The following is a 22,250-nucleotide window of genomic DNA, read 5'->3' as shown; positions in this document are numbered from 1 at the left end:
CGGACCGCTGGCGCCCTGCGCACGGCCTCACGAAACCTCGGCCCTGCGTTGAGACATTGTTAACCGTTTCGCAAACAGGCTCGGCGCACACCGATCGGTTGCGAGCCAGGGCGATCATGGGCGCCGACCAAACGTCGATCGGCCTCGGATGGTCGCTGAAACCGCAAGCGTTCGGACGCCGTCGGAGGCCAATGCGTGACCCGGCATCGAGAGCGCCCCACCTGCGCCGCTCGATCGACGCGGTGATGGGATCGGTTTACGTGTTGCGGGGCGCGTTATACAATAGCGTCGACCTGCATTGTTGTATTGATGCGGATCCCGGGGCCGGCGACGGGCCGGGCGACATCAAAGGCGTCCATCACGATCGTGTCGACGATCGCGATGGCTGTGACAATTGGCGTGCTGTGGGGATTGACCTGATGTCACGGGCCTGACGTCATGGATCCGATGGGAGTGGGGCGAAGGGATCCCGGGTGTTCGCGGTCAAGAACAGTATTGGCGCGGATCAGGTTGTTACTGTATCCACAGGAGATCTCTGGTTTGTCTTTTAGTCCGCTGACGATGGGCGGCGGCATAAACGCAATCGGACGACAGACGTCGTTGGGCCACGGTCCGTTGCCGCATGACGTCTTGGTGTGACGCGATCCCCGTATCCGGAAGAGACCGATGAACGTGCAATCTGCGCTTCGCGTGGCCGATGTTGTCGGCAAACTCGGCGTCAACACGCATATCAATTATACGGATGGCCAATACGCGAATATTGCGCAGGACCTGAGTGATCTTCAGTATCTTGGCATAACGAATCTTCGTGACGCGGCGCCGGATCCGGCTCTGGCGGGACAGGACAACCTGGCTGCTGCCGCACGGGCCGGGATGAAGTTCAACTTCATCGTGCCGGGCTCGGTCAATCCCGCGGATGCTGTCAAGCAGATCCACGCATTCGTCGTCGCTCACCCGGGCTCGGTCACCGGGATTGAGGGGCCGAACGAGGTCAACAACTTCCCGATCACGTATCGCGGCCTCTCCGGGACTGTGGCGGCTCAGGCCTATCAGCAGGATCTCTACGCCGCCGTGAAGGCGGATCCCGTCCTCAAAGGCATACCGGTCCTCAGCTTCACCGACTTTCCGGTCTCCAAAGCCGCCTCGGACGCAGACAACATACATTTCTATGACAAGATCGGCGGGCAGCCCCGCGCGAGCATCAGTGGTGCCGCGGCGGATGCCCAGGCGGTCGATCCTGGTAAACCCGTTGCGATCACCGAACTCGGCTATCAGACCTCGATCCCTGCGGGGGTAGCCAACAATTGGGAGGGTGTCGATGAGAACACCCAGGCCAAGCTGATCCTGAACAGCGTTCTCGATTACGCTCAGCTTCAGACGGGTAAGCTATATCTGTATCAGCTGCTTGATGCCTATTCGGATCCGCAGAACACGAATATCGAGAATCATTTCGGGCTTTTTCGTCTGGACAACACGCCGAAGCCGGCCGCGACGGCGCTTCACAACCTGACCACGATTTTAAGCGACTCGGGCTCGGATGCATCGCAGTTCAATCCTGGGGGCCTCGCTTATTCGCTGAGCGGAATGCCGAGTTCGGCCTACAGTCTCCTCACGCAAAAATCCGACAGCTCTTATCAGATCGTGGTCTGGAACGAGCCTGATATCTGGAATGAGCAAACGCATCAGCCAATAACGATCGCTTCGAGCCCGGTCACGGTACAATTGGACCAAGTCTTTTCGACGGTGCAGATCTTCGACCCGGTGAGTGGCACCGCACCCGTCCAGACCCTGCGCGACGTCTCCAGCGTTTCTCTGTCGGTTGCGGACCGTCCGTTCATCATCCAGGTGTCGGGCGCGACCGGATCCGGCACGAGCGCGCCGAGCAACGGCGCCGCCGGGGTGGCGACCACGGTGGGCACCGGGCCGGACAAGCTGGTGCTGAAGATCAGCGAGGACGCCTACAAGGGCGACGCGCTCTACACGGTCTCGGTCGACGGCCAGCAGGTCGGCGGCACCCTGACCGCACACGCCGCCCACGGCTCCGGCCAGTCCGATACGCTGACCGTGCAGGGCAGCTTCGGCTCGGGCCCGCACACGGTCAGCCTCAACTTCCTCAACGACGCCTACGACGGCAGCCCCGCCCTCGACCGCAACCTGTACCTCGACGCGGCCAGCTACAACGGCACGGCGATCGCCGGCGGCAGCCTGACCTTCCTCAACCCCGGCCCCCAGCAGTTCGCCGTCCCGGGGACGAGCACGGGGACGGGCACGAGCACCGGCGCCGCCGGGGTGGCGACCACGGTGGGCACCGGCCCGGACAAGCTGGTGCTGAAGATCAGCGAGGACGCCTACAAGGGCGACGCGCTCTACACCGTCTCGGTCGACGGCCAGCAGGTCGGCGGCACCCTGACCGCGCACGCCGCCCACGGCTCCGGCCAGTCCGACACCTTGACCGTGCAGGGCAGCTTCGGCTCGGGCCCGCACACGGTCAGCCTCAACTTCCTCAACGACGCCTACGACGGCAGTCCCGCCCTCGACCGCAACCTGTACCTCGACGGGGCCAGCTACAACGGCACGGCGATCGCCGGCGGCAGCCTGACCTTCCTCAACCCCGGCCCCCAGCAGTTCGCCGTCCCGGGGACGAGCACGGGCACGGGCACCAGCGGCGCGGTGGCGACCACGGTCGGCACCGGCCCGGACAAGCTGGTGCTGAAGATCAGCGAGGATGCCTACAAGGGCGACGCGCTCTACACCGTCTCGGTCGACGGCCAGCAGGTCGGCGGCACCCTGACCGCGCACGCCGCCCACGGCTCCGGCCAGTCCGACACGCTGACCGTGCAGGGCAGCTTCGGCGCCGGCCCGCACACGGTCAGCCTCAACTTCCTCAACGACGCCTACGACGGCAGTCCCGCCCTCGACCGCAACCTGTACCTCGACGGGGCCAGCTACAACGGAACCGCCATCGCCGGCGGCAGCCTGACCTTCCTCAATCCCGGCCCCCAGCAGTTCGCCGTCCCGGGGACGAGCACGGGCACGGGCACCAGCGGCGCGGTGGCGACCACGGTCGGCACCGGCCCGGACAAGCTGGTGCTGAAGATCAGCGAGGATGCCTACAAGGGCGACGCGCTCTACACGGTCTCGGTCGACGGCCAGCAGGTCGGCGGTACCCTGACCGCGCACGCCGCCCACGGCTCCGGCCAGTCCGACACGCTGACCGTGCAGGGCAGCTTCGGCGCCGGCCCGCACACGGTCAGCCTCAACTTCCTCAACGACGCCTACGACGGCAGCCCCGCCCTCGACCGCAACCTGTACCTCGACGGGGCCAGCTACAACGGAACCGCCATCGCCGGCGGCAGCCTGACCTTCCTCAATCCCGGCCCCCAGCAGTTCGCCGTCCCGGGGACGAGCACGGGGACGAGCGCGGGCACGGGCACCGGCGCCGGAGTGGCGACCACGGTGGGCACCGGGCCGGACAAGCTGGTGCTGAAGATCAGCGAGGATGCCTACAAGGGCGACGCGCTCTACACGGTCTCGGTCGACGGCCAGCAGGTCGGCGGTACCCTGACCGCGCACGCCGCCCACGGCTCCGGCCAGTCCGACACGCTGACCGTGCAGGGCAGCTTCGGCGCCGGCCCGCACACGGTCAGCCTCAACTTCCTCAACGACGCCTACGACGGCAGCCCCGCCCTCGACCGCAACCTGTACCTCGACGGGGCCAGCTACAACGGAACCGCCATCGCCGGCGGCAGCCTGACCTTCCTCAATCCCGGCCCCCAGCAGTTCGCCGTCCCGGGCACGGCCACCAGCGCGTCGGGCGTGGCCACCACGAGTGCCCTCATGAAGACAGGGGCGGTCGATGCCGCGCCGAGTGCACCGACCGTCACGCTCACGCACGACACGGGAACAGGCGGCGCCCACATCACCAGCGATGGCCTGCTCACCTACGGGCCATCCATGAGCGTTGACACGCTGCATTATAAGCTCGACAACGGGGCGTTCACCACGACGGCTCCGGTCCTGGCAATCGACGGCAGTGCCGACGGCCAGCATACGATCACCGTCAACGAAACCAGCGCGGCCGGTCTCACATCGCCCGACGCCACCCTGGTCTTCACCCTCGATACGCATCACCTGACGAGCGGCGTTCACACGGTGTGATGTGCGGACCAGGTCTCGTGGCCCGGCATCGATCCGCCGGAAAGAACAAGACCTGATCGTCGAGGCATGCATCGCAGGGCCGGAACGTCCGGCCCTGCGATCCTGTGCTGCGGCTCCTTGTGGAGCCGCGCGCAATGCTTAGCTTTGCTTGCGATTTTAAAGTATTAGCTTGCAACGACGGTGATCGAGGTCTATTGGCCACTCGCAGAGTGGCGTCTCAATAAATTCTGATTGGCGCACCGGCTCGACGAGCCTTAATCACGATCCGCACGGATCATGCCAGGACCGGTCTCGCCGGACCGGTTTGCGTCGAGGGGGCGAACGCATGCGCCAGGGCGGACATTCAGGTGAGCTGTCGACCGTGCTCCGGCGGAGTGTCGGCGCCGTCGTGGGCGTGGCCGGGATGAGCGCGCTGGCGAACCTGCTCACGCTCACCGGCTCGTTCTTCATGCTGGAGGTCTACGATCGCGTCATCCCGAGCCGGTCGATCCCGACCCTGGTCGGCCTGTGCGTGCTCGCGCTGATCCTGTTCGCGGCCCAGAGCGCGCTGGAGGCGCTGCGCGCCCGCACCCTCACCCGGATCGGCGCGGCGCTGGACGCCGAGATCGGCCCGCGGATCTTCAGCCTCAGCGTCCGGGCGCCCCTGCGCGGGGCGAAGCCGGACCAGGCGGGGCAGCCGCTGCGGGACCTCGAGCAGTTGCGCGCCTTCCTGGCCGGATCGGGACCCGCGGCCCTGTTCGATCTGCCGTGGCTGCCGGTCTACGTCGCCGTGTGCTTCCTGTTCCACCCGCTGATCGGGGCGGCCGCGATCGGGGGCGCCGTGCTGCTGGCGAGCCTGACGCTCGCCGCCGAGCTGGCGACGCGGGCGCCCGCGCGCAGCGCCACCGCCCATGCGGGACGGCGGCTGGCCCTGTCCGAGGCGACCCGGCGCAACGCCGAGACCGTCGCCGCCCTGGGCCTGGAGGGCCGGCTCGGTCGGCGCTGGGCGGCGGTCAGCCGCGATCACGCCCACGCCCAGCAGCGCGCCTCCGACCTCGCCAGCGGCCTGGGGGCGGTCTCGAAGGCCTGCCGCATGGCGCTGCAATCCGGCGTCCTGGCGCTCGGCGCGTACCTGGTGATCAACAACCAGGCCTCCGGCGGCATCATCATCGCGGCTTCGATCCTCGTGGCGCGGGCGCTGGCGCCGGCCGAGCTGGCGATCGCGAACTGGCGCGGCTTCGTGACCGCGCGGCAGAGCTGGCAGCGCCTGGCCGAGGCGCTGGAGCGCCACCCGGCGGACGCCACGCCGCTGACCCTTCCGAACGCGAGCGCGAGCCTGAGCGTCGAGGCGCTGCACGTCGTGCCGCCGGGCGCGGGCCGGGCGACGGTGCACGACGCGAGCTTCCAGCTGCGGGCCGGCCAGGCGCTGGGGGTGATCGGCCCCTCGGCGGCGGGCAAGTCGACCCTGGTGCGGGCGCTGGTGCGGATCTGGGCGCCGGCGCACGGCCGGGTGCGCCTCGACGGCGCGGATCTGGGACAATGGGCGCCCGAGCATCTCGGCGCGCAGATCGGCTACCTGCCGCAGGAGACCGAGCTGTTCGCCGGCACGATCGCGGAGAATATCGGCCGCTTCGCCCCGGACGCGAAGGCCGAGGCGATCGTGACGGCGGCGCGGGCGGCGGGCGCGCACGACCTGATCCTGAACCTGCCGCGGGGCTACGACACGGTGCTGGGCGAGGGCGGCGCGGGCCTGTCGGCCGGCCAGCGCCAGCGCATCGGCCTGGCCCGGGCGCTGTACGGCGATCCGTTCCTGGTGGTGCTCGACGAGCCCAACGCCAACCTCGACGCGGAGGGTGAGCACGCCCTGACGCAGGCGATCCTGGGCGTGCGGGGCCGCGGCGGGATCTGCGTGGTGGTGGCCCACCGCCCGAGCGCGCTGGCGGCGGTCGATCACGTGCTGATGATGCACGAGGGCCGGGTCCAGGCCTTCGGGCCGAAGGACGAGGTGCTGAAGCGCGTCCTGCGCCCGGCCCCTGCCCCAGTCCCCGCCCCAGTCCCAGTCCCCGCCCCTGCCCCAGTCCCTGCGCCGGCCCTGCGGGAGAGCGCGTGATGGCGAACCGATATCGGGCCGTGACGGACGAAGTCCGGCGCATGACCGGCGCGGCGCGCCGCGTCGCGGTCGACGCCGGACGCCGCGTCGCCGTGCCCTTCGCGCCCGCCGGCCGCACGCCGGGGGCGGACGCCTTCGAGCCGCGGACCTCGATCCGGCGTCAGCTGGTGGCGGCCGGGCTGATCGCGGTGGTGCTGGTGCCGGGCATCGGCGGCTGGGCGGCGCTGACCTCCTTCGCCGGCGCGGTGATCGCGCCGGGCCAACTCGTGGTCGAGTCGGAGGTGAAGAAGGTCCAGCATCCCACGGGCGGCGTGGTGGGCAAGCTCAACGTCAAGGACGGCGACCGCGTCCGGGCCGGCGACGTGCTGGTGCATCTCGACGAGACCCAGACCCGGGCCAACCTCGACATGACGCGCAAGGCGCTCGACGAGCTGGCCGCGCGCCGCGCCCGCGCCGAGGCCGAGCGCGATGGCCTGCGCGAGGTCGCGTTCCCGCTGGAACTCCTGCTGCGCCGCGTGGCCGACCCGGAGGTCGCCGCGCTGGTGGACGGCGAGAGCCGGCTGTTCTCCGCGCGGCGGGCGAGCCGGGACGGGCAGCGGGCGCAGCTGACGGAGCGCGCCGCGCAATTGCAGGACGAGATCGCGGGGCTGAGCGAGCAGGTGGCCGCCAAGGCGCGGGAGATCCGCCTGATCGGCAACGAACTCAAGGGCGTGCAGGACCTCTACGCCAAGAATCTCGTCTCGCTCTCGCGGGTGACGGCGCTGGAGCGGGACGGGGCGCGCCTGGAGGGCGAGCGCGGGCAGCTGACCGCCTCGATAGCCTCGGCCAAGGGCAAGATCGCCGAGACGCAGCTGCAGATCCTGCAGGTCGACGCGGAGATGCGCGCCGAGGTGGGCAAGGACCTGGCCGAGATCCGGGCGAAGTGGTCGGAGCTGTCCGAGAAGCGGGTGGCCGGGGAGGACCAGCTGAAGCGGGTGGATCTGCGGGCGCCGCAGGACGGGGTGGTGCACCAGATGAGCGTGCACACGGTGGGCGGGCTGGTGACGCCGTCCGAGCCGGTGATGCTGATCGTCCCGGACGCCGACCGGCTGGCGGTGGAGGTGCGCATCCAGCCGCAGGACATCGACAACGTCCGGGTCGGGCAGCGGGCGGTGCTGCGGTTCTCGGCCTTCAACAGCCGCACCACGCCGGAGATCGACGGAACCGTGAGCCGGGTGTCGGCGGACGTGGCGAGCGATCCGAAGACCGGGCAGAGCTTCTATACGGCACGGATCACGGTGGCGGACGCCCAGCGGGATCGCCTGGGCGGGGTCCGGCTGGTTCCCGGCATGCCGGTGGAGGCGTTCCTGCAGATCGGCGAGCGGACGGTGCTGAGCTACCTCGTCAAGCCGATGTCCGACCAGATCGCCAAGGCTTGGCGCGAGAAGTAGCCCGGCGGGCCTCGGAGCACGCCAGGTGCCGCCAGCGCGTCCGGCCGCTGCGGCTCACCGCCGGGTGCGGCAGGTCCGGGCACCTGCATTCCGGATCGGCCCCGGTGAAAGGGGATCGTTCGCCGCAACGCCAGCCGTGTCCGAAGTGGATCTGCGGCTTTCGGCACAATCGAGCCGCCCGTCCGGCCGCGTTCGACCCGTCGCCGCCCGCAGACGAGCGGGCCGGATCTGCGGGATACGGGTCCCGTCGCTGAGCATGCAGATGCGCCGCCGGACGGTTGGTCACGGCGTGCGGCACAGGGGCGTCGGACCGATACGGCGCGACGAGCCGTTCCAATACGTCCGTGCGCGATTCTTAATCCGCGCCGGTCGCGCGGCGCCGAAATTTCTGTCGCCGTGTGCCCGCCCGACAGAAAACCTTGAACAATCCGTATTGATCATCTTGGGTTTACTGGCTTTGCAGCTTGACGGCCCGTTCCGATTCGAGGAGGTCCTTTCCCAGAGTGCCACGACGAAGGGCACGCGGCGTAAACGCTCGTTGGGAGAGGAAACGATGGTCTTTGCAGGTCGCACGGCTGCCGCCGTGCTCTTGTTCACGCTCGCAGCTGTGCCGGCGCGCGCTGCGGACCCGATCAAGATCGGGCTGAGCGGCCCGTATACCGGGGGCTCGTCTTCGATGGGCGTGTCGATGCGGGACGGCGCCAAGCTCGCCGCCACCGAGATCAACAAGGCCGGCGGCGTCCTCGGCCGGCCGATCCAGCTGATCGAACGCGACGACGAAGCCAAGAACGAGGTCGGCGCGCAGGTCGCGCAGGAGCTGATTAACAAGGAGAAGGTCGTCGCGACCGTCGGGTTCATCAACACCGGCGTCGCGCTGGCCGCCCAGCGCTTCTATCAGGAAGCCGAGATCCCGGTGTTCAACAACGTCGCCACCGGGACGATCATCACCAACCAGTTCAAGGAGCCGGATTACGACGCGAACTACGTCTTCCGGAACTCCGCCTACGACGTGCTCCAGGCCGGCCTGATGGTCGACGAGGCGCTCGCCCAGGGCCACAAGAAGATCGCCATCCTGGCCGACTCGACCAATTACGGCCAGCTCGGCCGCGAGGATATCGAGAAGTATCTCGCCACGAAGAACGTGAAGCCGGTCGCGGTCGAGAAGTTCAACATCAAGGACGTCGACATGACGGCCCAGCTGCTCAAGGCGCAGCAGGCCGGCGCCGACGTGATCCTCGCCTACGGGATCGGGCCGGAACTCGCCCAGATCGCCAGCGGCATGGCGAAGCTCGGCTGGAAGGTCCCGATGGTCACCAGCTGGCCGTCCTCGATGCAGAGCTTCATCGATATCGCGGGCGCGAACGGCAACGGCGTGATCATGCCGCAGACCTTCATCGAGGATCAGACCCTGCCGAAGCGCAAGGCGTTCCTGGAGAACTACTACAAGACCTACGGCGTGACGAAGATCCCGACCCCCGTGGCCGGCGCCCAGGCCTACGACTCGATCTATCTCCTCGCGGCGGCGATCAAGCAGGCCGGCAGCACCGACGGCCCGAAGATCCGCGCCGCCCTGGAGAATCTGAACGAGAAGGTCGAGGGCGTGGTCACCACCTACGACAAGCCCTTCACCGCCAAGGACCACAACGCGATCTCGCGCAACATGGTCGTGTTCGGGAAGGTGCAGGACGGCAAGATCGTCTACGCCAAGGACGAGGACGCCAAGAACGCGGGCGTGGTCCGCGTCAAGGAGAAGTCCTCGAACTGAGGCTCCGGACGCCGCGCCCGCCAGAGGCGCGGCGTCTCCTCCGGGCCGGCCCCTCGACGGCCGGCCCGGCACAGAGCGGTCCCGCGGCGCCCGCCGTGCGACCGGACGTCCCTCCGGTGACAGCGATCCCATGGAAATCCTGCTCCAGCTCATCGCCTCCGGCGTCGCGGTCGGCATGATCTACGCCGCCATCGCGTTCGGCTATCAGCTGACCTTCGCGACCTCGAAGACGCTCAATTTCGGCCAGGGCGAGGCGCTGGCGCTCGGGGCCCTGTTCGGCCTGACCCTCGTGCCGTTCGTCGGCTACTGGCTGATGATCCCGCTGGTCCTGGTCTTCGGCTTCGCCCTCGGGGCGGTGGTCGAGCGCCTCGGCGTGCGCCCGGCCGTGAAGATCAAGTCCGAGTACGGGTGGATCATGGCCACCATCGCGCTCGGCATCATCTTCAAGAACGTCGCCGAGAACATCTGGGGCCGCGACGACCTGAAATTCCCCTCCCCGCTCCCCGAGACCGCGCTGCAGGTCGGCGGCGTGCGCATCCTGCCGATGGAGCTGCTGATCGTCGCGGGGGCGCTGCTGATGATGCTCGCGGTGGAGATCTTCAATCGCAAGTCGATCTGGGGGAAGGCGGTCGTCGCCACCTCCAACGATATCGACGCCGCCGGGCTGATGGGCATCAACACCCAGAAGGTGATCACCCTCTCCTACTCGATCAGCGCCATGACGGCGGCCTTCGCGGGCGTGCTGGTGGCGCCCGTGACGCTCACCGGCGCCACGATGGGCTCGGTGCTGGCCCTGAAGGCCTTCGCGGTGGCGATCATCGGCGGCCTCGAATCCGGCCTCGGCGTCATCGTCGGCGGCCTGATCCTCGGCGTCGCGGAGACGCTGACCGGCTTCTACATCTCGACCGGCTACAAGGACGTGCCGGGCCTGATCCTGCTCCTCGTCGTCCTCTCCATCCGCCCGGTCGGCCTGTTCGGCAAGGCCGTCATCAAGAAGGTCTGACCGTGACCGCCCGCGCAACCCTCACGGCAGCCTGAGCCATGGCGCAGACCCTCGCCCCCGCCGACGCAGCCGCCCCGGCCGCCGCCCCCAGCCTGTCGCGCCACATCGGCGTCCTCGGCGCCGTGCTGCTGGTCATCGGCCTCGCCGTGTTCCCGCACGTGGTCACGAGCTCGTACTACATCCACCTGATGGTGGTGATCGCCATCTACGCGATCCTGATCCTCGGGCTCGACATCGTGGTCGGCTATACCGGTCAGGTGAGCCTCGGCCATGCCGGCCTGTTCGGCGTCGGCGCCTACGCGGCGGCGGTGCTGTTCCTGCACTTCAAGCTCGGGATCTGGTGGGGCATCCTGGCCGGGATCGGCGTCACCTCGGCCTTCGGCGTGCTGCTGGCCGTGCCGGCCCTGCGGGTCACCGGCCCCTACCTCGCCATGGTGACGCTGGCCTTCGGCACGATCATCCAGATCTTCATCAACGAGCTGACGCCGCTGACCAACGGGCCGCTGGGCATCACCCTGCCGCCGGCCCGGGTCCTCGACTTCTCGCTCCTCGGCCTGCAGGCCCCCTGGGGCGCGGCCGGGCGCAAGCTCGAATTCTACTACCTCGTCTGCGCGGCGCTGCTCGCCACCATCCTGGTGGTCAACCGGGTGGTGCGCTCGCCCTACGGCCGCGCCTTCGAGGCTTTGCGCGACTCGCCGATCGCCTGCGACTGCATGGGCGTCAGCGTCTACCGCTACAAGGTCTACGCCTTCGTGATCTCGGCGGCTTTGGCCGGCCTCGCGGGCGCGCTGTTCGCGTGGTCGGAGCGCTACGTGGCGCCGAACTCCTACGGGTTCGAGCTCACCGTGCTGTTCCTGCTCGCCGTCACGATGGGCGGCCGCAAGTCGCGGGCGGGGCCGATCATCGGCTCGGCGATCATCGTGATGATGCCCAACGTGCTCGCCGATATCGGGCTGGTGCGGATCATGGCGGGGATCATCGCCGCCGCGGCCCTGGTGGTGGGCGCGCTCGCCTTCCTGCGCCGCCGGGAGGACCGGTTCGCCCTGCTGGTGCCGGTCGGGCTCTGCCTCGCCTTCTTCCCGGCGACCCTCGCGCTCGAATCCGTCACCGACTTCCGGCTGACCGTGTTCGGCCTGATGATCCTGTTCGTGGTCTACTACCTGCCGGACGGGATCGTGGGCTTCCTGCGCGAGACGATCCCCGCCCTGCGTCCGGTCCACACCGCCGAGGGCAAGAGCCTCCACGCCGAGGGCGCGGCGTTGAGCGTGCAGAGCGGCGACCGGGGCGCCGACCCGCTCCTCTCCGTCGATCAGGCCCTGATGCAGTTCGGCGGCCTGAAGGCGCTGGCCGGCGTCGACCTCACGGTCCGGCCGGGCACGATCCACGGGCTGATCGGGCCGAACGGCTCGGGCAAGAGCACGATGATGAACGTGCTCACCGGCATCTACCGGCCGACCGGCGGCAGCGTGACCCTGGCGCGCGGCCAGGGCACGAAGCGCCTCGACGGGCGTACGCCCTCCGAGATCGCCGCCGCCGGCGTCGCCCGCACCTTCCAGAACGTGCAGCTCTTCCGCGAGATGACGGCCCTGGAGAACGTGCTGGTCGGGCTGCACCACAGCTTCCGCGGCACCCTGTTCGACGCGATCCTCGGCACGCCGCGGCGGCGCCGGGAGGAGCGCGAACAGCGCGCCCGCGCCATGGCGATCCTCGACTTCGTGGGCCTCGGCGCCCTGGCGCAGGTGGAGGCGCGCAACCTCCCCTACGGCAAGCAGCGCCTCCTCGAGATCGGCCGGGCGCTCGCCCTCGACCCGGTCCTGCTCCTCCTCGACGAGCCCGCCGCGGGCCTGACCGCCCCCGACATCGCCGAGCTGACGGCGATCATCCGCAAGATCCGGGATGCCGGGATCACCGTCATCCTGATCGAGCACCACATGGACGTGGTCATGGGCCTGTGCGACCGCGTCAGCGTCCTCGATTTCGGCCACAAGATCGCCGAGGGCAGCGCCCGCGAGGTTCAGGCCGACCCGAAGGTGGTCGAGGCCTATCTCGGCAGTCCCGTCGCCGACGAGGAGACGACCCATGCTTGAGGTCACGGGTCTGTCTGCCGGCTACGGCCAGGTCGAGGTGCTGCACGGCCTCGACTTCCAGGTCCCGAAGGGTCAGGTCGTGGCGCTGATCGGCTCCAACGGGGCCGGCAAGACCACCACGATGCGCGCCCTGTCGGGCATGATCCGCCCGCGGGCCGGCTCGATCCGCCTGAACGGGCGCGAGATCGGCGGCCTCGACAGCCACGACGTCGCCCGGTTCGGCCTCGCGCATTCGCCGGAGGGCCGGCGCGTGTTCCCGACCCTCTCGGTCGAGGACAACCTGACGCTGGGCGCCTTCCCGCGGCTCACCGGCTCGCGGCCGAAGGGCGACGTCGCGGCCGACCGCGAGCGGGCCTTCGAGATGTTCCCGCGCCTGAAGGAGCGGCGCACCCAGCTCGCCGGCACGCTCTCGGGCGGCGAGCAGCAGATGCTCGCCATGGGCCGGGCGCTGATGCTGCGGCCCGAGATCCTGCTGCTGGACGAGCCCTCGATGGGCCTCGCCCCGAAGCTGGTGGAGGAGGTCTTCCGGATCATCCGCCTGCTCAAGGCCGAGCAGGTGACGATGCTCCTCGTCGAGCAGTTCGCCATGGCGGCCCTCGGCGTCGCCGACCACGCCTACGTGCTGGAGAACGGCCGGATCCGCTTCCAGGGCCCGGCCCAGCAGATGCGCAACGATCCGGCCGTGCGGGCGGCGTATCTCGGCGGCAGCCATTAGAGCGCTCTCCGCCGAAGTGGACGCCGGTTCGGCGCAAGAGCGCGCGGCCGAATAAGGATTGAGCGCCATGCCCGATGGCAACGCGATCGGGCACGGCTCTCGAGGTCCGGTCCCGGCCCGATGCGAAGCGGGTCGGCATTGCCCAATTCGCGTAGCGCTTGAGCAAAGATGATGCGGAAAGCGCGTTTTCTTCGCTTTCTTTCACGGCGGCCAAGCTTCATCACAACCGGTGTGATTTCTCGCGACGGGCGCCCCACGCGGTCCGGCGACCGGTGCGCGCCCGATGGACGGCCCGGTTCGGCGCGTGCCCGGGTCGCAGGGCCGCCCGGCGACGGCGCGGTCGAAACTCCGCATGCACGATGAGACGGTGACCATCCCATGAGGCCGACTGCACTGAGGCTGCATTCCCTGAGGTTGATGTCGCTCGTGGCGGCGATGGCCGCCCTCGTCACCGTCGCGGGTGCCGCCCGGGCCGATCAGCTCGCCGACATCAAGGCCCGGGGCAAGCTGATCTGCGGGACGCTCGGGACCGTCGAGCCCTTCTCGTTCCAGCATCCGCAAACGCGCCAGATCGTCGGCTACGACGTCGACATCTGCCAGACGATCGCCGACGCGGTCGGCGTGCCCCTCGAACTCAAGACCATCGCGGTCGAGGCGCGGATCCCCGAGCTGACCCAGGGGCGCGTCGACATCCTCGCCGCCAACCTCGGATACACGGCCGAGCGCGGCAAGCAGATCCAGTTCTCCGACACGTATTTCGTCAGCCAGCAGAAGCTGATGACCACGCAGGAATCCGGCCTCACCACGCTCGATCAGCTCGCCGGCAAGAAGATCACCGCCCTGAAGGGCTCGTCCTCCGAGCAGGGCGTGCGCCGCCTGATCCCGACCGCCGAGACGGTGACCTTCCAGGACACGTCCTCGGCCTTCCTGGCCCTGGCGCAAGACAAGGTCGACGCCCTGTGCGCCTCCGAGCTGATCCTCGTGAAGCTCCAGCACCAGTCCAAGGTGCCGATGGTCATCATCGCGAAGTCGCTGTTCGTGGAGCCCTGGGGGCTCGGCATGCGCAAGGATGAGCCGGCCTTCACCGATCTGGTCAACGCCACCCTGACCAAGCTCGCCGAATCCGGCGCCCTCGACGCGATCTTCGCCAAGTGGCTCGGCGCGGGCACGCCCTACAACATCAAGCGCGACTACGCGGTCGCCCCGATCAAGGACTGAGCCGCCCCGGGCCGGAACCCGGGCGGGACCCGATGATCCACCTGTTCGAACCGGGCGGCGTGCTCGACGGCCGCTACCGCGACTGGTTCGCCCTCGGCATCGGGACGACCCTCGTCCTGACCGCGGCGGCGTGGTGCCTCGCCCTCACGGTCGGGATCCTGCTCACCCTGATCCGGATGCTCCCGGCACGCCCCTGCGCGTGGTTCGTCGGCGCCTACGTCGAGTACCACCGCAACGTGCCGCTCTTGGTGCAGATCTTCCTGTGGTACTTCGGCGTGCCGTCGCTCCTGCCGCGCCCCGCGCGCCAGTGGCTCAACGCCCATGACGGACAGTTCCTGCTCGCCGCCACGGCGCTCGGGCTCGCGGCCGCGGCCTACGTCGCCGAGGACATCCGCAGCGGCATCCGCTCCATCCCGAAGGGCCAGTATCAGGCCGCCCTCTCCCTCGGCTTCGGCTATCTCGGCGCGATGCGCACCATCGTGCTGCCGCAGGCCCTGCGGCACGCGGTCCCGCCGCTGATCAACCAGACCCTGCTGCTGTTCAAGAACACCAGCCTCGCCATGGCGATCGGCGTCGGCGAGCTGACCTATCGCGCCCGCGCGGTCGAGAGCGACACGTTCCGGACCTTCGACGCCTTCGCGGTCGCCACGGTGATCTACCTCGTCGTCTCCCTCGGCATCATGCTGTTCGGGGCCGTCTGTGCCCGGCGCCTCAAGGTCGGAGCGCGCTGATGCTGGAGATTCTGCGGGACAACTGGCTCCTCTTCCTGATCGGGCAATATCCCTACGGGCCCATCGGCGGCCTCGCCATGACGCTGTTCATGGCGATCACGTCGCTCGCGCTCTGCTTCCCCTTCGCGGTGGGGGTGGCGCTCGCGCGCCTCAGCCCGTACCGCTGGCTGCGCCTGCCGGCGACCGCGATCGTCTATGTCGTGCGCGGCCTGCCCCTGATCATGTTCATCTTCTGGGCGTACTTCCTGTCGCCCCTGGTGGTGGGGCGCCCGGTCGGCGGCGTCGAGACGCTGATCATCACCCTCGTCGTGTACGAGGCCGCCTACCTGTCCGAGGTCATCCGGGCCGGGATCGAGGGCCTGCCCAAGGGACAGGTGCAGGCGGCGACCGCCCTGGGGCTGGGCTACTGGCCGACGACCCTGTCGATCGTCCTGCCGCAGGCCCTCCACAACATGCTGCCGAGCATGCTCAGCCAGTTCGTCTCGACCATCAAGGAGACGTCCCTCGGCTACGTGATCAGCGCCCACGAGGTCACCTTCGCGGCCGCGCAGGTCAACAACCTGCTGCTGACCCAGCCCTTCGAGGTCTACGGGCTGCTGGCCCTGACCTACTTCACGCTGTGCTTCACCCTGACCTCCGGCGCGCGCCTGCTCGAATGGCGCCTCGCCCGGACCCGCCGGCAGGCCGGCGCGACGCGGATCCGGAGCGCGACCATCTGAGCGGCTGATCGGGCGGGGGGCTCGGCCGTTCGGATGTCGGATGAGCCCAGGCGCCAAGGCTTCGCCCCGGCGACCCGCCAAAGGGCTGAAGCCCAGCCCTTTTAAGGTGTTTGTGGTGTGCCCAAGTCGTTGGGATGACAAGATCATCGGACGAATTGGGTGGTGTCTGGTCGGCCGTTCTGGAGCGCTTCGAGCAACAGGCGCCGGCCAGTGTGATGGCGCGGACGCTTCTGGAGCAGGCGTTTCCGGCGGTGTGGCTGGATGGGGTGTTCGCAGCCCATCGCCAGCGCCAGTACGAGCGCGAGTTGCTGTTCTCGACGGTGGTCGAGCTGATGCTGCTGGTAGCGGTCGGCCTGCGGCCGTCGCTGCACGCGGCGGCCCGGCAGGCGGAGCCTCTGCCGGTGTCGCTGCCGGCGCTGTACGACAAGCTCAAGCGCACGGACCCGGCCCTGCTGGGGGCGCTGGTGCGCGCCAGCGCCGAGCGGCTCGGCCCGGTTCTGGCGGAGCTGGGGGCGAGGCCGTCCCGCCTGCCGGGCTACGCGCTGCGGGTGATCGACGGCAACCATCTGCCGGCCAGCCACAAGCGTCTGAAGGTGCTGCGTGAGTGCCGTGGCGCGGCGCTGCCGGGGCTGGCGATGGTGGTCTACGATCCCGACAGCGGCTTGGTGACCGATCTCGTGGCGGGCGAGGACGCCTATACGCACGAGCGGGTCCTGGCTGCGCCCCTGCTGGATAGGGCCGGCCCGGGACAGGTCTGGGTCGGCGACCGCCACTTCTGTCCCGGCGCGCTGCTGTCCGGCTGGGATGCGGCCGGGGCCGGGTTCGTGGTGCGCGAGCATGCCACGCATCCCCGCCTGCGGGATGCCGGCCCCTGGCGCATGGCCGGACGGACGGAGACGGGCCGCCTGCGCGAGCAGGCGATCACGCCCGCCCCCGCCGAGGCCGATCCGGATCAGGCCCCGGCTCCGGATCAGGCCCCGGCTCCGGATCAGGCCCCGACTTGGCGGCGGATCGAACTCACCCTGACGCAGCCGACCCAGGCGGGCGATCGGGTCCTGCGGCTATGGAGCAACCTGCCGGCCTCGGTGAGCGCGGCCCAGATCGCGCAGGTCTATAGGGACCGCTGGCGCATCGAGGGGATGTTCCAACGCCTGGAAGGCGTGCTGCGCAGCGAGATCCCCAGCCTGGGTCACCCCCGTGCGGCGCTGTTCGGGTTCAGTGTGGCCCTGCTGGCCTACAATGTCCTGGCGCTGATCGAGCGCTGCGTCGAGCGGGGGCACACTCCCGCCGCGAAGCCCGCCGCGAAGCCCGCCGCGAAACCTGCAGCGAAGCCCGCCGCCCAGGCGGCGCCCGAAATATCCCTGTATCATCTCGTCCTGCAGATCCGCGCCGGCTACGAAGGCCTGCTGATCGCCCTGCCCCCGGAGCACTGGACGGCCTGCGGTGCGGTCGACCCGCCAGCCCTTGCCGCGCGCCTGCTGAGCTTGGCCCGCAAGATTGATCCCAGGCGCGTGACGGCCCGTCGGCGAAAACCCAAAGACCCCGCAGAAAAACCCAAGCCAGCCAGCAGAGGCCACCTCGCAACGGCCAGGGTTCTGGCAGCTCAAACACCTTAAAAGGGCTGGGCTGAAGCCCTTGGGAAACCCTTCGATCGCCGCCCGACGACGGTCGCGATCCGTGTTCCGGCATCCCGGACCTGCGGGGCCCTCGCCACCTGAGGTCATCCGCCCGTCATGACAGCCGCCTAGGGCACGCCCCTCGCCGGCGCGTCCGGCCCGCTGCAGGTTCCGATGTTCACGCACAACTGCCTGGATCCGCACGACCCCTTCGCGGAACGCGAGGTGCTGGTCGCGTTCGACATCGACGCGTCCGGCATCCGCCTCCTCGCGGCCAGGGATGCGGAGGGCCACGACATCCTGCCCGACCTGATCGAGGTTCAGCGCGACGACCTGCGCTCCGAACTCGCGGCGCGGACGTGGTGCCGGGGCCTGGACCGACCGACCCCGGCCAGGCCCGATCATCCAGCCGGTGCGGGCGCCTTTCGATGACCCACGACGCGTTTGAGGACGACGGCGTCGGCCTCTCCGAAAGACCGTCGCGCATGCGCCTCTTCATCGGGGCAGGGCTGATGGGGATGTGCCTGCTCGGGGTGCTCGGCGGAATGCTCCACATCCTGCCGGCCTGACGGGCCGACGACCCGGAGCGCGGCCCGCCGCAGGGCACGGCACGACACGACACCGATTGCCCCCGAACCCATCCGCCGGCAGGCCGGAGGGGGGCAGCCAGTCGCACTGTCCCGGACCGAGGCAACCCTCCCCGCGCCGACGTGTTGCGTCAACCGGAGGCTCCCGCATGGCCCGTCGCATCCTGATCACCGGCGCGAGCATCGCCGGCAACGCCGCCGCATGGTGGCTCGGCCACCACGGCTTCGACGTCACCGTGGTCGAGCGCGCGCCCGCGTTCCGGGACGGCGGGCAGAACGTCGATGTCCGCGGCGTCGGGCGCGAGGCGCTGCGCCGCATGGGTCTGGAGCAGGCTGCACTCGACGCCGGGACCGGCGAGGAGGGCACCGCCTGGGTCGACGGAAACGGCCGCGCCGTCGCGCGGTTCGGCGTTGACGGGTCCACGGGCGACGGCCCGACCGCCGAGATGGAGATCCTGCGCGGCGACCTCGCCCGCCTCCTCTACGCGCCGGCCCGGGAGCATGCGGAGTATCGCTTCGGCGACCACGTGGCGGGGATCGACCAGACGGATGACGCCGCCCGCGTCAGCTTCGCCGGCGGCGGCGTGGAACGCTACGATGCGGTGATCGTCGCCGAGGGCGTGGGCTCGGCGACCCGCGAGCGCGTCTTCCCGGGGGAGAACGCGCCGCGCTGGATGGGCCTGACCATCGCGTACTTCACGATCCCCCGCACACCCGACGACGACCGGGACTGGCGCTGGTACAACGCGACGGGCGGGCGCGGCATCTCGCTGCGGCCGGACCGGCACGGCACCACGCGCGCGATGCTGATGCTCCGCCAGCCGCCGGGCGGGGAGCAGGATTGGGACGTCGCCCGGCAGAAGGCGTATCTGCGCGACCGGTTCGCGGATGCCGGATGGCAGGCCGGGCGCGTGCTCGCCGGCCTGGAGGCGACCGACGATTTCTACGTCGACGTCCTGCGGCAGGTGCGGATGAAGCGCTGGTCGGCCGGGCGCGTCGTGCTGATCGGCGATGCCGCGTGGTGCGCGACGCCGCTCGCCGGCATCGGCACGACGCTGGCGATCACCGGCGCCACCGTTCTGTCCGGTGCGCTGGCGCGCTCGGACGATGTCGCGGCCGCCTTCGCAGACTATGGGCGGGCCATGCGCCCGTTCGTCGAGAAGGGGCAGGCTGTGCCGGCGATCGCGCCGAAGCTGATGAACCCGCGCAGCCGGCTCGGCATCGGCCTGCTGCACGGCGCGCTCAGGATCGCGAGCCGACCCGCGCTGCGCCGGTTGAGCGCCAAGCTGTTCACCGGGCGCGCCGAGGAGCCCGAACTCGCCCGGTACGTCGGGCGACCGACCTGAGACCGGGCCTGTGCGGGGCCGTCATCGCGAAGCGCCGCCCGGCAGCGGCTCCGTGGCGGCTCGGGGCGCGGGACTCCCTCGGGTCTACGCCCCGGCCTTGTCCTCCGGCTGGGGCGCGATCCGGTCGCCGTCGCGCAGCGAAGCCGGCGGCCCCACCACCACGCGCTCGTCCCCGGTCAGGCCCGAGCGCAGCTCCAGGGCCGTCCGGGTCTGGCGGAAGATCGTGACCGGGCGCAGCCGCGCCACGGCGTTGCCGTCGGCCCCCGTCTCGACCACGGCCACGCGGGTCCCGTGCTGGTCGAAGATCAGGGCATCGCTCGGCACGCTCACGGCGGGCGCGACCCGCGGGATCTCCAGCGTGAGGGTGATGTAGAGCCCCGGCCGGAGCGCGCCGTCGGGGTTCGGGATGTCGACCTGCGTGACCAGCGTGCGCGCGGAGGAGAGCAGCGTCGTCGACGAGCGCGAGACCGTGCCGGGGAAGATCTTCCCGGGGATCTGCGCGACCTCGACCTGGGCGGCGAGCCCGTCGCGCACGCCGTCGGCGGCGTAGAGCGGCACGTTCACCGCCATGCGCAGCACGTCGTCCCGGTTCAGCGTGAGGAGCGGCACGCCCGTGTTGGTGTCCGCCGTGACCGCGTCGCCGACATCGTTGTTGCGCGCCGTCACCACCCCGTCGAACGGCGCGCGGATCTCCTCGAACCCGGTCAGGACCTTGAGCCGGCTGACCTGCGCCGCCTGGGCGGCGATGTTGGCCTCCGCGACCTTCACGGCGGCCTTGGCGGCGTCGACGTTGGCGGTCTGCGTCAGCACCCCGGCCTGCGACGTGTCGGCGTTCTGCCGGGTCTCGACCCCGGTGCCGGCCAGCGTCGAGGTCCGCTTGTTGTTCGCATCCGCGAGGTGGCGGTTGGCCTCGGCCTGATCGACCATCGCGCGCGTCTGGATCAGCGCCGCCTCGAGCTGCACCACCTGCGCCTGGGCCTGGACGAGCTGCTGGTCGAGGTCGGGGGCGCTGATCCGGAACAGCAGGTCGTCCCGCTTCACGTGCGAGCCGATATCGACCTTGCGCTCGACGATGTAGCCGGTCGCCCGCGGGTAGAGGTTGGCCGTGTCGAAGGCCTGGGTCGTGCCGGTCTGGGTGAGGCTCAGGGGTCCGGAGGCCCGGGCGGCCCTGGCGACCCGCACCTGGGGCGGCTTCGCCGCGGCGGATCGCGGCGGGCTCGCCGCCCGGGACGCGTCCGGCCAGGCGCGGTATCCGACGAGGCCGGCGCCGGCCAGCACAAGCAGCGCGAGCCAGACGCGTCCGCCGCGCGCGGGCCGGCCGGTATGGTCTGCGGCTGCGCTGTCCCGGTCCGCCATCCTGCCCCTCGGGCGCACTGCGCCGCATCGCGGGCCTGCCGCCCGCCCGGGTCGCGCCCGGCTCTGTCGTCAATACATAAGCCCCGGACCGGATCCGGGCGAGATGCCGCACTGCACGATCCGGACCGGATCCTCCGGTCCCGCACCCTGTTACTCAGCCGAACAGCAGGATTCGAGCGACAATGACCGAGATCTCCAGGCGCGCCATCATCGCGGCGGCCGGGGGCGCGATGGTAGCGTCCCCCGCGGCGGCACAGTCTCCGAACCCGGTCCCGCCCGAGCGCGGCGACAAGGGCGCCGACATCCTGGGCCCGCGCAACCCGCCGCGGGCCGGCGAGGAGCCCTTCACCCTGGCCCCGCCCGCCACCGACCACGGCACGATGCCGAACCTGAAATGGTCGTTCACCGACAGCCACATGCGGCTGGAGAAGGGCGGCTGGGCGCGCCAGACCACGATCCGCGAATTGCCGGTCTCGAAGGCCATGGCCGGGGTCAACATGCGGCTCAAGGCCGGCGCGGTGCGCGAGATGCACTGGCACAAGGAGGCCGAGTGGGCCTACATGATCAAGGGCAAGGCCCGGATCACCGCGGTCGATCAGGACGGGCGCACCTTCGCGGACGATGTCGGCGAAGGCGACCTCTGGTACTTCCCGGGCGGCATCCCGCACTCGATCCAGGGGCTGTCCGCCGACGGGGTCGACGGCTGCGAGTTCCTGCTCGTGTTCGACGACGGCGCCTTCTCGGAGGATTCCACCTTCCTGCTGACCGACTGGCTGGCGCACACGCCGACCGACATCCTGGCCAAGAATTTCGGCTTGCCCGAGAGCGCCTTCGCCAAGGTTCCTCAGAAGGAGCTTTACATTTTCCCCGGCCCGAATCCGGGACCGCTCTCGGCCGACAAGATGGGCGGCTCCGGTGAGATTCCAAAAACATTCAGCCACCGGATGCTGGCGCAGGAGCCGATCCGCACCAGGGGCGGCACCGTGCGCATCACCGATTCCACGGTGTTCCCGGCCTCGGTCACGATCGCGGCGGCGCTGGTCGAGGTCGAGCCCGGGGGCCTGCGCGAGCTGCACTGGCATCCCAACGGCGACGAGTGGCAGTACTACCTCTCGGGCAAGGGCCGGATGACGGTGTTCGGCTCCGAGTCGAAGGCGCGCACCTTCGACTATCAGGCCGGCGACGTCGGCTACGTGCCGTTCGCCATGGGCCACTACATCGAGAACACCGGCGACACGGTGCTGACCTTCCTGGAGATGTTCAAGAGCCCGCGCTACGCCGACATCTCGCTGACCCAGTGGCTGGCGCTGACCCCGCACCCCCTGGTGGAGGCCCATACCGGGCTCGATCCGAAGCAGGTCGAGGCCCTGCCGCAGACCAAATCACCGGTTGTGCCCGGTTGACGCGGCCCGGAACTTGGCGCGTCTTCG

The 22,250-nt window shown here is 69.8% G+C and carries 17 protein-coding genes; 16 read left to right on the top strand and 1 reads right to left on the bottom strand.

Annotated features, from left to right (window positions below):
• Positions 1–116: 116 nt before the first annotated feature.
• From AAHG09_RS15780 to AAHG09_RS15710, 15 genes are all read left to right on the top strand, one after another.
• Positions 117–434, top strand: a complete 318-nt coding sequence (locus tag AAHG09_RS15780) for a hypothetical protein (RefSeq protein ID WP_342108370.1) — start codon at positions 117–119, stop codon at positions 432–434.
• 439 nt (positions 435–873) lie between these two features.
• The gene (locus AAHG09_RS15775) at positions 874–4,158 is read left to right on the top strand and encodes a carbohydrate-binding domain-containing protein (protein ID WP_342108368.1); all 3,285 of its coding nucleotides are present in this window, start codon (positions 874–876) and stop codon (positions 4,156–4,158) included.
• A gap of 325 nt (positions 4,159–4,483) precedes the next feature.
• On the top strand, positions 4,484–6,247 hold the full coding sequence (locus AAHG09_RS15770) for a type I secretion system permease/ATPase (RefSeq protein ID WP_342108366.1): 1,764 nt from the start codon (positions 4,484–4,486) through the stop codon (positions 6,245–6,247).
• Positions 6,247–7,677: an HlyD family type I secretion periplasmic adaptor subunit gene (locus AAHG09_RS15765; protein WP_342108365.1), complete on the top strand. Its 1,431-nt coding sequence runs from the start codon at positions 6,247–6,249 to the stop codon at positions 7,675–7,677. Before AAHG09_RS15770 ends, AAHG09_RS15765 begins: the two co-directional genes overlap by 1 nt.
• A gap of 553 nt (positions 7,678–8,230) precedes the next feature.
• Complete coding sequence (locus AAHG09_RS15760; protein ID WP_342108364.1) at positions 8,231–9,442, top strand: ABC transporter substrate-binding protein; 1,212 nt, start codon at positions 8,231–8,233, stop codon at positions 9,440–9,442.
• Positions 9,443–9,572: 130 nt separating this feature from the next.
• The gene (locus AAHG09_RS15755; RefSeq protein ID WP_010682997.1) at positions 9,573–10,445 is read left to right on the top strand and encodes a branched-chain amino acid ABC transporter permease; all 873 of its coding nucleotides are present in this window, start codon (positions 9,573–9,575) and stop codon (positions 10,443–10,445) included.
• Between the two features lie 38 nt (positions 10,446–10,483).
• A complete protein-coding gene (locus AAHG09_RS15750) occupies positions 10,484–12,532 on the top strand; it encodes a branched-chain amino acid ABC transporter ATP-binding protein/permease (protein ID WP_342108363.1) in 2,049 nt (682 codons plus the stop codon).
• The gene (locus tag AAHG09_RS15745; RefSeq protein WP_024827743.1) at positions 12,525–13,247 is read left to right on the top strand and encodes an ABC transporter ATP-binding protein; all 723 of its coding nucleotides are present in this window, start codon (positions 12,525–12,527) and stop codon (positions 13,245–13,247) included. The genes AAHG09_RS15750 and AAHG09_RS15745 overlap by 8 nt, the downstream gene beginning before the upstream one ends.
• A gap of 417 nt (positions 13,248–13,664) precedes the next feature.
• A complete protein-coding gene (locus AAHG09_RS15740; RefSeq protein WP_342108362.1) occupies positions 13,665–14,465 on the top strand; it encodes an ABC transporter substrate-binding protein in 801 nt (266 codons plus the stop codon).
• 32 nt (positions 14,466–14,497) lie between these two features.
• The gene (locus AAHG09_RS15735) at positions 14,498–15,196 is read left to right on the top strand and encodes an amino acid ABC transporter permease (protein WP_342108361.1); all 699 of its coding nucleotides are present in this window, start codon (positions 14,498–14,500) and stop codon (positions 15,194–15,196) included.
• Complete coding sequence (locus tag AAHG09_RS15730; RefSeq protein WP_342108360.1) at positions 15,196–15,915, top strand: amino acid ABC transporter permease; 720 nt, start codon at positions 15,196–15,198, stop codon at positions 15,913–15,915. The genes AAHG09_RS15735 and AAHG09_RS15730 overlap by 1 nt, the downstream gene beginning before the upstream one ends.
• Positions 15,916–16,130: 215 nt before the next feature.
• Complete coding sequence (locus AAHG09_RS15725) at positions 16,131–17,531, top strand: IS4 family transposase (protein ID WP_342108458.1); 1,401 nt, start codon at positions 16,131–16,133, stop codon at positions 17,529–17,531.
• Positions 17,532–17,705: 174 nt separating this feature from the next.
• Positions 17,706–17,963: a hypothetical protein gene (locus tag AAHG09_RS15720; RefSeq protein WP_342108357.1), complete on the top strand. Its 258-nt coding sequence runs from the start codon at positions 17,706–17,708 to the stop codon at positions 17,961–17,963.
• A complete protein-coding gene (locus AAHG09_RS15715) occupies positions 17,960–18,100 on the top strand; it encodes a hypothetical protein (RefSeq protein ID WP_342108356.1) in 141 nt (46 codons plus the stop codon). The genes AAHG09_RS15720 and AAHG09_RS15715 overlap by 4 nt, the downstream gene beginning before the upstream one ends.
• A gap of 167 nt (positions 18,101–18,267) precedes the next feature.
• Complete coding sequence (locus tag AAHG09_RS15710) at positions 18,268–19,464, top strand: FAD-dependent monooxygenase (RefSeq protein ID WP_342108355.1); 1,197 nt, start codon at positions 18,268–18,270, stop codon at positions 19,462–19,464.
• A gap of 84 nt (positions 19,465–19,548) precedes the next feature.
• Here AAHG09_RS15710 and AAHG09_RS15705 read toward each other — a convergent pair whose 3' ends face one another.
• Entirely contained in the window at positions 19,549–20,820 is a 1,272-nt protein-coding gene (locus AAHG09_RS15705) for an efflux RND transporter periplasmic adaptor subunit (RefSeq protein WP_342108354.1), read from the bottom strand.
• 182 nt (positions 20,821–21,002) lie between these two features.
• Between AAHG09_RS15705 and AAHG09_RS15700 the strand changes: the two genes are divergently transcribed.
• A complete protein-coding gene (locus AAHG09_RS15700; RefSeq protein WP_342108353.1) occupies positions 21,003–22,223 on the top strand; it encodes an oxalate decarboxylase family bicupin in 1,221 nt (406 codons plus the stop codon).
• The last annotated feature ends 27 nt before the right edge of the window (positions 22,224–22,250 follow it).

The sequence above is a fragment of the Methylobacterium guangdongense genome (genome assembly GCF_038442355.1).
GTDB lineage: Bacteria > Pseudomonadota > Alphaproteobacteria > Rhizobiales > Beijerinckiaceae > Methylobacterium > Methylobacterium guangdongense.
This window is presented reverse-complemented; position numbering and strand designations above follow the sequence as displayed.